The 11,727-nt window shown below is 37.2% G+C and carries 10 protein-coding genes; 8 read left to right on the forward strand and 2 right to left on the reverse strand.

The genetic code is table 11. The features are described 5' to 3' along the window. Positions 1-34 precede the first annotated feature (34 nt). The 4 genes from ON09_RS26235 (at position 35) to ON09_RS26250 (ending at position 4,470) form a co-directional block, all read left to right on the forward strand. Positions 35-691, forward strand: coding sequence for an alpha-2-macroglobulin family protein (locus ON09_RS26235; RefSeq protein ID WP_029204456.1), 657 nt, complete (start codon positions 35-37; stop codon positions 689-691). Next, positions 688-1,923: an alpha-2-macroglobulin family protein gene (locus ON09_RS26240; protein ID WP_029204457.1), complete on the forward strand. Its 1,236-nt coding sequence runs from the start codon at positions 688-690 to the stop codon at positions 1,921-1,923. Before ON09_RS26235 ends, ON09_RS26240 begins: the two co-directional genes overlap by 4 nt. 167 nt (positions 1,924-2,090) lie before the next feature. Next, positions 2,091-3,482 (forward strand): transglycosylase domain-containing protein, encoded by a 1,392-nt coding sequence (locus ON09_RS26245; RefSeq protein WP_238533735.1) that lies wholly within the window; start codon positions 2,091-2,093, stop codon positions 3,480-3,482. After that, positions 3,436-4,470, forward strand: a complete 1,035-nt coding sequence (locus ON09_RS26250) for a penicillin-binding protein 1C (RefSeq protein ID WP_238533736.1) — start codon at positions 3,436-3,438, stop codon at positions 4,468-4,470. The genes ON09_RS26245 and ON09_RS26250 overlap by 47 nt, the downstream gene beginning before the upstream one ends. A gap of 316 nt (positions 4,471-4,786) precedes the next feature. On the opposite strand, the gene ON09_RS18610 is transcribed toward ON09_RS26250, so the two are convergent. Beyond that, positions 4,787-5,479: a lysoplasmalogenase gene (locus ON09_RS18610; protein ID WP_010602576.1), complete on the reverse strand. Its 693-nt coding sequence runs from the start codon at positions 5,477-5,479 to the stop codon at positions 4,787-4,789. After that, positions 5,469-6,686: a sterol desaturase family protein gene (locus tag ON09_RS18615; protein WP_010602577.1), complete on the reverse strand. Its 1,218-nt coding sequence runs from the start codon at positions 6,684-6,686 to the stop codon at positions 5,469-5,471. The genes ON09_RS18610 and ON09_RS18615 overlap by 11 nt, the downstream gene beginning before the upstream one ends. Before the next feature lie 425 nt (positions 6,687-7,111). Between ON09_RS18615 and ON09_RS18620 the strand changes: the two genes are divergently transcribed. The 4 genes from ON09_RS18620 to ON09_RS18635 all read left to right on the forward strand — a co-directional run. Further along, a complete protein-coding gene (locus ON09_RS18620; protein WP_010602578.1) occupies positions 7,112-7,495 on the forward strand; it encodes a response regulator transcription factor in 384 nt (127 codons plus the stop codon). Between the two features lie 23 nt (positions 7,496-7,518). Continuing rightward, a complete protein-coding gene (locus tag ON09_RS18625) occupies positions 7,519-8,688 on the forward strand; it encodes a HEAT repeat domain-containing protein (RefSeq protein ID WP_010602579.1) in 1,170 nt (389 codons plus the stop codon). Then, on the forward strand, positions 8,675-10,135 hold the full coding sequence (locus ON09_RS18630) for a glycosyltransferase family 2 protein (protein WP_010602580.1): 1,461 nt from the start codon (positions 8,675-8,677) through the stop codon (positions 10,133-10,135). The genes ON09_RS18625 and ON09_RS18630 overlap by 14 nt, the downstream gene beginning before the upstream one ends. Beyond that, the coding region (locus tag ON09_RS18635) for a YaiO family outer membrane beta-barrel protein (RefSeq protein WP_010602581.1) at positions 10,092-11,727 on the forward strand (1,636 nt) is incomplete at its 3' end. The genes ON09_RS18630 and ON09_RS18635, both read left to right, overlap by 44 nt.

The following is an 11,727-nucleotide window of genomic DNA, read 5'->3' on the forward strand; positions in this document are numbered from 1 at the left end:
ACGTACACACTAATATATTGGCGCTGTTCGGGCCATGGTGGTTGCCGGACAAGATGCTGCTTATGGCTTTGCCGAAAAATCAGTTCAGGTTAAAAAACCTTTAATGGTTTTGGCAACACTGCCGAGGGTAATTGGTCCTGGAGAAACTTTTACTTTACCTGTTACGGTTTTTGCAACGGAAAATAACCTTAAAAATGTTTCGGTTCAGCTCCAGGCCAATAATTTAATCTTACAAGGAACCAATAAACAGCAGCTTTACTATCAAAAAACCGGAGAGCAAATGGCTTACTTTGAAGTGAAAGCACCTGACAAAGTTGGCATTGCCAAAGTGAAAGTAATTGCACAAAGTGGCGGTGAAAGAACAGATTACGATGTGGAAATGGATATTCGAAATCCAAATCCTTATATTACTAATGTAGTTTCTGCAACGGTGCAACCACATACCAAGTGGTCGGTGAATTACCAGCCTATTGGCATGGCCGGTACAAATAGTGGGTCGCTCGAGGTTTCTTCAATTCCTGCAATTAACCTGGGTAAACGATTGAGTTATTTAATTCAATATCCTCACGGATGTGTGGAGCAAACTACTTCAGGCGTTTTCCCGCAATTGTTTCTTGATAGATTGAGTCCGTTAACTGAGCAACAAAAACGAAAGCCGAATCAAATATCAAGGCTGGAATTACACGTTTGAAAGGCTTCCAGACTACGGATGGTGGACTATCGTATTGGCCAGGTGAAGGCAGTTCTGATGAATGGGGAAGTAATTATGCAGGTCATTTCCTGGTGGAAGCACAAAATGCAGGATACACCTTACCTGTGGGATTATTAGATGAATTGTTGCGTTACCAAAAAACAAAGGCGGCAAACTGGGCGCCAAATAGCAATAATTTTTATGGCGGAGATCTATCTCAAGCTTACCGTTTATACATGCTTGCCTTGGCCAAAAAACCGGAAATGGCAGCCATGAACCGCCTGAAAGCCTTTGAATATCTTTCTGTGGCGGCAAAATGGCGTTTGGCAGCGGCTTATAAACTGGCAGGACAAAACAGCGTTGCGCAAAATATGATTAGCGGACTGGATACATCCATTCAACCTTATAAACAGCTTGGCGGAACCTATGGATCAGATGTTCGTGATGGGGCAATGATTCTAGAAACCCTTACCCTGCTTGGCCAAAAAGCTAAAGCCGCTAGTTTATTGCAGCCTTTGGCAGCAAAACTTGGTGAAGATACCTGGTATAGTACACAGACAACAGCTTACAGTTTATTAGCCATCGGGAAGTTTTGTGGTTCGAATCAGTCATCAAATAAATTGCAATACCAGTATGTGCTGGATGGAAAATCAGCGCCGGTGAATTCAAATCAATATCTAAATAGCACAGCTGTAAACTTTAAAGGCAACACGGCATCCGTTACCAATAACGGAAACAATGTACTATTTGTCCGTTTGGTTTTGGAAGGACAGCCAGTGGCAGGTCAAAATAACTTCTTGCCAAACAGACCAGATGTTTTAGATATGAATGTTACCTACAAGCGCTTAAACGGCACAATTCTAGATCCAACAACCTTAAAACAAGGAACTGATTTTTATGCTGAAGTAACGGTAAAAAATCCGGGAAGAATGGGTTATTATGAGCAAATGGCATTGACACAAATCTTCCCATCCGGCTGGGAAATTATCAATACAAGGGTAAATGATAATCAAAGCATTCTAGCATCATCACCATTCACTTATCAAGACATCAGAGATGATAGGGTATTCACATACTTTAATATCAGGGAAAATGAAAGCCTGGTTTATAAAGTATTATTGAACGCTTCTTATACGGGCCGATATTATTTATCAGCTGTTCAATGCGAAGCGATGTATAACAATGATATTTCTGCAACACAGGGTGGTAAGTGGGTTCAGGTGGTGAGATAGGATATAGTTTTTACATTAATTAAAATCGATAAAAATCATTAATACAGAGAATTATAAAGATTGTTTCTTACCTCGCAAATGACGACCGTTATAGACATCACGGCGAGGTACGAAGCAATCTTATAATGATTCTTGAGTATATCAACATAGGAAAGAAATAATCATCGATGAACAATACACCAAAAGCATTCCCTATTTTTGATATTTGCTGCGTTGCATTGCTTCTGGTGTTTCTGTTTCTACTCCCATCAAAGCTCTTTAAATCCCCAACATCTTTCGTAGTCGAAGCCAGTAATGGAAATCTATTAAGTGCAGCTATAGCAAGCGATGGTCAATGGCGCTTCCCGGTAGCTGACAGCGTTCCGGTAAAATTTAAAGATTGCATCATTGCGTTTGAGGATAAACGCTACTATCATCATTTCGGGATTGATTTTCTGGCGATGAGTAGAGCGATGCGGCAAAATTTAAAAGCAAAAAGTGTTGTTAGCGGTGGCAGTACGTTAACCATGCAAGTCATTCGTTTATCTAGAAAGCAAGATCGAACTATATGGCAAAAGTTACTAGAAATGCTGCTGGCCTTGCGATTGGAAGTTAAATATTCGAAAGCGGAAATCTTGGGCTTGTATGCAGCCAATGCTCCCTTCGGTAGTAACGTGGTAGGCTTAGAGGCTGCAAGCTGGCGCTACTATGGCCGCGATGCCAATACGCTTTCATGGGGAGAAATGGCAACTTTAGCTGTTCTTCCAAATAGTCCCTCACTGGTTCACCCTGGCAAAAACGCTACACGTTTAATTAAGAAAAGGAATGATTTGTTGGATAAATTGGCGAAGCTTGGTTATATCGACCAATCAACCGCCAATCTTTCTAAACTTGAACCTGTTCCTGGTAAACCGCTTCCGTTGCCGCAAAATGCACCACATCTGCTTAACCGTTTTAAAGCCGAAAGAGCAAGTCTGGAAATCAATTCAACCAGAATAAAATCAACTTTAAATGAAGATTTACAGATTAAAATTAATTCCATTTTAAAGCGATTCAATAACCGCTACAGAGCAAATGACATTAACAATATTTCTGCTTTGGTTTTGAATGCTAAAAACGGCTCGGTTGTAAGTTATGTCGGAAATATATATCAACCAGAAATCACTGATTTACAGAGCCATGTAGATATGATTAAGGCTCCGAGAAGTCCGGGAAGTACGCTTAAGCCATTGTTGTATGCCAGTATGCTTAATGATGGTTTTGTTTTACCTCATACATTAGTGCCAGATATTCCGACTCAGATTGCAGGATATTCTCCTCAAAATTACGATTTGGGCTATGATGGCGCTATTTCGGCAGACAAGGCTTTAAGTCGCTCATTAAATATTCCGGCAGTAAAAATGTTGCAACAGTATAAATATGAGCGGTTTTATGATAAACTAAAAAAAATAAGGCATTGGCACATTAAACCAGCCTGCAGATCACTACGGATTATCATTAATTTTGGGTGGCAGCGAAGTAACTATGTGGGATTTGGCGAATACTTATATGGGTATGGTTCGTACACTGAACCATTTTAATACCTATAAAGGCTTATACAACCCTGAAGATTACAGGCCAGCCTCCTATTTTACTTCTGAAAAAAAAGAAGAAAAAGACTATCAAATGAATTCGTTTTTAGATCATGGTTCAATCTGGGCGACATTTAATGCAATGGAAGAAGTGATGCGGCCCGGCGATGAAGGTTTATGGGAACAGTTTTCCTCGTCGCAGCGGGTGGCCTGGAAAACAGGAACAAGTTTCGGCTTTCGCGATGCCTGGGCGATTGGATTAACTCCGAATTATGTGGTTTGTGTTTGGGTTGGTAATGCCGATGGCGAAGGTCGTCCGGGACTCGTTGGTATCGAGGCGGCTGCTCCCGTTTTGTTCGATATCTTTAAGCTGTTACCTAATGGAAAATGGTTCGAAACTCCGATAACGAAACTTAGAAAACTGAAAGTTTGTAAACAAAGTGGCTATAAAGCAGGCGAAAACTGTCCGGTGATTATCGATGAAATGGTACCAACTGCAGGGGAAAAAACCGCGGTTTGTCCCTATCATAAATTGATTCATTTGGATAAAACCGGAACTTACAGGGTTACTGATCAGTGTGAAAGCGTGACCAACATGCAACACAGGAATTGGTTTATTTTGCCCCCGGCAATGGAATATTATTATAAAATTAAAAACAGTGACTACAGGAGTCTGCCTCCGTTTATGCCAGGTTGTGAAACCTCTGGCGGTAATAATGTGATGGAATTGATATACCCTAAAAACGCCGCTGTGGTTTATATCCCATTAGAGTTGGATGGAACAAGAGGAAAAGTAGTTTTAAATGCAGCACATCGCAATCAAAATGCTAAAATATACTGGCACATTGATAACGAATACATTGCAACAACTACCAATTATCATCAGTTCGCGATCAGCCCGATGCCTGGAAAGCATACTTTAACATTGGTAGATGAAAACGGCGAAAGATTAGTACAGGTTTTTACTGTAATGGACAAAGAGCAGAAGAGAAATTAATGAAATTGTTGTTTTACCTTATTGAAACCGATGCAATAAATGCGAATTTGCTACGCCGTCGCACTTCACAGCTGTTTAATTTTTTACTGATGACCGATATCGTATTAAATTTCTTGCGATATCCTGAGCTTAATAAACCTGATAAAGTGGAAATACTTTTAAACAGCAAAAGCTTAGCGGTTCCTGTCATCTGTATGCTATTAAACAGATGCTTCGTACCCCAGCAGAATAGATGTTTTTTAAAAGATTGCAACGATAGCAGGACTATCACAACCGATTACCGCAGAACATTGCTTTCCAAAAAACTTTGAAGCGTTTAAATCTCCGTTCTGGTTACCAATAATTTCCGTTCTACTGTTCCATAAACGATTAGAAACTGGGCGATCATATAGGAGGCCATAATTAATACACCGCTTTGCGGGATGGGTTGTGCAAATTTATTTATGGCCAATGCACTGTCTGATAACAGAAAAAATAGCGCACCATATAAAATCAGTTTGTAGCTAAAAATATTAACTTTACCATATCGGTTAACAGCCATTATCGCCATAAATGTGATGATTATAGCGTAAAGTAATACCGCGAATTGCATGCTTCCTAAAAACGGCTGGAGATAGAAGAATAAACCAACGCAAAATATAATCAAAGCCCCAACAACCCATAGAAAAAAACTGTTTTTAAGTCCAGGATTCGATTTGTGATCCAAAATAAATGCTCTTATGTAAAAGATATGGCAGAGTAAAAATGCAATCAATCCGAAAGTAAAAAAACTATTATTATTGGTATGTAACATCAAAAAAACATCTCCGGCAAGCGCAAATGATAAACCTGTAAAGATGCGTTTATGAAATCTTCCCTTTAGATTGGTGCTAAAATAAAGCCAGGCTAAAAGCGTAATCGCGATGAGTGGCTTAGAAAAATTACGCAATTGAATGTTACCATCGGTTTCGGCATAAAGTTGAATAATAAAAACGACGGCAAAAATAAATGAGAATAATTTAGTTTTCATTGTGTTGTGTGTTGTCCTTTTTCAAATTGAAGAACCAAATTACGGATATTAACTGCATGCCCGCAAATATAACTTGATAGCCGACCGGAAGTTTTAGCATTATAATTAACAGGAAACTAAGTAATAATCTAGAATATTCGAACTTAACAAGCCATGATTTTTGATCTAAAAGAGCACCGCATGCAGTTAGCGTACACAATGTGAAAGCGGCCCCTGAAATAACTGATAAGCGCTCCATTTTTGTGTATGAAAATAATATGATGGAACCAGCGGCCAATGCAATTATAAATTGTACCAAAACATATCTAGTCAATTTTGATTGATATTCAGGATTGTATTTTCTATAATTCTGCTCATCAATTTCCGGTGCATGTTGGAACCCGCCCAAATGCTGAGGAAACCAGCCTGGAGGTTTCATAAAAACCTTAATCTTATCGGTGATTTTAGGCGATCTCTTAGCAGTTTTAATCAAATCATCCCAGTAATGCAAATTTGCCCAAACAGGATTCCAGCTTGCCAGGGGTTTAGTGATACCGTAATAAACCTCCTCTTCTTCTTTTTGAAAGGTTCCAAAAAACCGATCCCAAATGATCAATGTACCGGCATGGTTTTTATCAATGTATTTGGGATTTGAGCCATGATGAACGCGGTGATGTGAAGGTGTGTTAAGAATGTACTCTAAAAACCCAAGCGATTTAATGGCCCGGGTATGAATCCAGAATTGGTATAGTGTATTAAAAGAACTTAAAGTTAAAAACATAATTGGATCAAAGCCAACAAATGCCAACGGCAAATAAAAAACCCAACTAAACCAGCCCTGAAACCAGCTTTGGCGTAAAGCAACTGTTAAATTATATTCTTCTGATTGATGGTGTACAATGTGTGCTGCCCAAAGTGCATTCACCTGATGACTCATCCGGTGGAACCAATAATAAAAAAAATCTACACCGATAAAAAGAAGAATCCACACCCAAACCGACTTTGGCATCTCGAATATTCGCCAGTGTTCGAAAATGTATTTATAGCCAAAAAACAAAACTGTCTTCATAAAAATGCCAGTCAGCTGCTGTCCTATACCCTGGCTTAAATTAGAGATGCTATCGTTTAATCTGTAATAGTTAAACTTTTTATAAAAATTGTATGCAAGTTCTATCCCGATCAGAATAAAAAACACCGGTACAGATAAAGCGATATAATCTACTTTCATAGAAAATAAACAATAATATATTTGGTTAGAAGTATCAATATAAGAAAATTTCAGGATTATACCCAAAATATCTTATCTCAATATTAAATAGTTGTTCGTGATCTAAACGATTTAAATACTGCAAAAAAAAATCCTATTTAACATAGCTATTTAGAATAATTATAAAGATTGGCACGCACAGACATTTGATAGATGGTTTTAAATTTTATACAGTTTTGAATCTTGCGCTGTTTCGTATTTATAACATCAACAGTTTAAACCTACTAACATAAAAAACTAATTTTCAATTACTTAAATTGCCCAAATTGACTTCTTAAACCTACAAAGTTCCATTCTTTAGTTTTTTGGGCATAGCTTTTGAAAAAACGTTTTAGTTGTCTATCTTATTTATCGATCTCAAAACATTTACCTAAAATTAAATTTATATGAGAGACAGAGTTTTAATCGTTGATAGCGAAATCCTGATCAACAAATTCCTAGAATCTAGATTATCTAAAGAAAACATGGATGTTGATGTCGCCTTTGATGGAATGCAAGCCGTAGAAAAAATCAAAAAAAACAAGTATGATTTAATTCTTACTGACCTTATGTTGCCTTATGTAGCAGGTGTAGAATTAATTATGAACATTAAAAAATCAGAATACAATCACGAAACCCCTGTTGTGGTACTCTCTTCTTTAACTGCTGATGATGTAATTGTTGACGTACTCGCCATTGGCGCTCAAGATTACATTATCAAACCGTTTTCAATTAATGTTGTATTGGCTAAAATCAAGCAACTCATCCAGCTTAATAAAACAGCAGCTTAAACCCTTATTAAATATCATCTTTTATGCAGAACAATTTTGATCTGTCGGGTAAGCTATGTTTAAGTATTCTGAAGATAAACCTCTTCAATTACCCGCTACTAATTCAAATAGCTGTTATTGTAAGTATACTGGCTGTTATTGCCATTTTTCTTACGCTAACTTATATTATTTACAATCGAACTAAGAGGCAAAGTGACCAGCGTAAAACATATGAAGCTGAAAACCAGATTTTGGAAGAACTAAATGATCACTTGCTTATGTACGATTCGATTGAAGAGATGCCAGAAAATGAGCTCCAGGAAACTGTAAAAAAACTCAATGAATTTAAAAACAGAAGCGTCATATTCCAAAATGTTTTGGTACGACTACTTATTTATTTTAAGCATAATTTAACGGGTAACATTACCCGGCTTATCACCGCTACCTATTTTAATTTAAAGCTTAATGAGATCACATTAAGCAAGTTAAAAAGTGTTTTTTGGTTTACAAAAGCCCAGGGTCTTAAAGAATTACAGGATATTAATGATTACAATTCTGCTGATACTATTCAGCCGTTATTAGTAAACAAAAATTTAGATGTTCGGGTTGAAGCCTATGCTGCATTATTAAAACTTCAAACCAATTCTTCGTTTAATTTTCTTAAAAATGAAGAAGAAGAACTGAGCAACTGGCATCAGATTTTACTCTTCGACGCCATCACAAAATCCGAACATGCGGTGGTTCCTAATTTTGCTGATTTTCTCTCGAGTGAAAACAAGACTATAGTTATTTTAAGCATCAAACTGCTTCTTCACTACAAACAATTTGAAGCTATTCCTGACTTAATTAGGCTGTTATCTAACAAGAATGAGCAATTACGAAGCGAAGCCATCTGCGCTTTAGGTGTTCTCGATGCGGAAGATGCTGAACAAAAACTAATTTCCATTTATCCTACCGAACGCAACCCAAATAAAACTCAGATTTTATTGGCCCTCGGAGAAATCGCAAGTGGTAGCGCTCTTCATTTTTTAAAAGATAAGTTTTTGAAAGCTGATCATTATACAATTCTCAAAAGTGCTGCAGCGGCAATCATGTCACATCCAGCTGTGCTTAAAGAGAAAATTCTAGCCAGCCTTAAAGATTTAGATGAAGAACAAAAAGCAATTATTAAACATTTTGAAGACCCGTTAATCAGGCTACATGGAGTACGTTAAAGAAGGCATCAGATTTACATTTGAACATGGAATATTCTACTACGGAATTTTCGTCATGTTTACGTATCTCATGCTCATCATATTTAGTATCATAGAAATTTTAAAATATCGCCGAAAAAACAGCTTTATCAGTTATGATTCTCTGTTGGCTTCACAATATACACCCGGAATTTCGGTCATTGCGCCCGCGTACAACGAAGGCGAGGTTATTCGAAATGGCGTACATACTTTATTATCCTTGAATTATCCAAAATTTGAAGTCATTGTAATTAATGATGGAAGTACTGATGATTCTTTGCAGCAGCTTATTGATGAATATGAGTTGGTTGAAGTGGATTTTGCTTATCATGAGGAAATTGTGACGCAGCCAGTAAAGAAAATTTACAAGTCTACAAATCCGGTTTATGCCAAACTGATGGTAATAGATAAGGAAAATGGAAAAAGCAAAGCTGATGCATCCAATGCAGGAATTAATGCGGCGTCCTATCCCCTGTTTTTGTGTACCGATATCGACTGCATTCTGCATAAAGATACTTTACTTAAGATGGTGAAACCTTTCGTGGAGGAGAAAACCCGTGTAATTGCAACTGGTGCGGTAATACGAATCAGCAACTCATGCGAAGTAGAAAATGGATTCCTTAAAAAAGTTAAGGTACCCAAACAGTTTTTGCCTTTATTTCAGGAGTTGGAATATATTAGGGCCTTTTTAATGGGCAGAATGGCTTGGTCTAGAATTAATGGGCTAATGCTCGTATCAGGCGGTTTGGGGTTGTTCGACAAGGAAATTGTGTTGAAAGCCGGAGGCTACAGTCATGCATCTTTTGGAGAAGATCTGGAACTGGTTACACGTATGCGGGTTTACATGGAAGACAATAAAAAGAAATATAAAGTAAAATATATTCCAGAATCCATGTGCTGGACAGAAGTCCCATCAACACTCAGCGTTTATGCACAGCAAAGAACGCGTTGGACTAAAGGTCTGGCACAAACCCTTTGGTTCCACAAAAAAGTATTTCTAAATCCAAAGTACAAGATTTTTGGCTTGGTTTCTTTCCCATATTGGGTATTTTTCGAGTGGCTTGCTCCCATTTTGGAATTTGGTGGCATTATTTATTACATCTACATCATCATTACCGGACAAATTACCTGGCCTTATGCTATTGCTTTACTGGTCTTCATTTATTCATTCTCTGTGATGATTACCATTATTTCTGTTTTGTGGGATGAAATCACCGGAATGAAATACCAGAAAAAATCAGAAGTATTAAAGCTGTGCGCAGCAGCGATTGTTGAGCCTCTCGTTTACCATCCTTTGGTTTTATTCTTTTCTATACGCGGAAACTGGTTTTTCCTAACCGGAAGAAAATTGCACTGGGGAATTATGACAAGAAGCGGCTTTAAAAATGGAAACAACAAATTATCAAATTATGAACAAAGGAAATTATAATATGTACCGCTTAAAAGTTTTTAAAATTGGGCTCCTGTTATTAATGTGCCTCAATATAAATATTTCCTTTGCCCAAAAAATATCGTCAGACGACCTTTTGAAACAGGCAATTAGGGAAACGAATATCAATAAAAACTATCCTAAAGCCATCCAATTGGCTAAGAGAGGGTTAGCAATTAGCCCTCGATATTTAGACATCAGGGTACTTTTAGGAAGGCTCTATATTTTAACTAACCGAAATGATGAAGCTGAAAAAGAATTGAACATGGTTTTGAAACAAAAACCCAATCAAAAGGATGCACTGAATTATCTTGTTAATTTAAGTTATCAGGATAAAAATTTAACTCAATCGTTAAAATATGCAGGGCAGTATCTAAAATATTATCCTGGAGAGAAATCAATGGAGTTAAAGAACGCATCCATGTTATATGAATTAAAAGACTATAATATTGCGGATGCGGCGTGGCAAAAATTATCACAAAAATACCCTGATGATTCTGACATTAAAAATCTTTATGTTGATGCCCACCTAACTGCCGCAAGGGATTATAAGAAGCAGAATGAAATCGAAAAAGCAATAATGGAATATGAAAAGGTAGTAGCCCAGCAACCTAATCATACCGAAAGTTTAGCATCGCTTTACAATTTAAATATTCAGAAAAAGAGCTATGAAAAAGCATTGGTTTATGCCGAAACGCTGGAGCGAAACGGTAAAACTGAAATTTCATTGAGTAAAGCCGATTTATTAAGAATCATGAAGCGATATGATCAGGCCGAAAGGGTTGCTGAAAACCTCAAAAGGCTAAAACCAAGAGATCCAAAAATCGAAGTTTTGTATAAAGATATCTTATATTCAAAAGCCAAAGATCAGCTCCTACAGCAAGATTCTCTGAACGCCTTCAAAAGTTATGAAAAGATTTTAGTCAACTATCCTACCGATACGTTTTCCCGCAATCAACTGATCAATTTATCTATTGCTAAAGGTGAAAGAAATCATGCAATTCGATACATTGATGAGGGTGTTGCATATTACGATAATCCTCAAAGTCTTCAGCTAAAGAAACTGAGTGTCGTTCAGGAACAGGGTGATTATCAAAATGCTTATAAACTTTCCAAAACCTTAGTTGAAAAATATCCTCAAGATGAAAAAATAAGAATGATCAATGATGATTTGTATACCTTAACCAGGCAGAATAGAATTGGCGTAAATTATGGAATCACCGCTTTTGACCAACAAGGTAGGAAACCCTGGAATTTGTACAGTGCATATTACATGCGAACAGAAAAAGGCGGATCATTAATTGCCAGGGTAAACTATGCAGATCGAAGAGATGCAAAGGGTTATCAGTTTGAAGTCGAATCCTATCCTACTCATCATACTGGTTACTCTTACATCAATTTGGCATATTCAAATGCTATAATTTTTCCAAAATTTAAATTTGCCTATTCCTATTTTTTGCCGTTTAACCAAAGTTGGGAAGCAGAAATGGGTGTAAGATATTTAAATAGTTATTTAAATTATTACAGCGTAACGGCTGGATTAGGCAAGTATTTCGGCAGTTTTTGGATAAATGCAAAAACATTTATTACAC

Source organism: Pedobacter agri PB92, assembly GCF_000258495.1.
Taxonomy (GTDB): Bacteria; Bacteroidota; Bacteroidia; order Sphingobacteriales; family Sphingobacteriaceae; genus Pedobacter; species Pedobacter agri.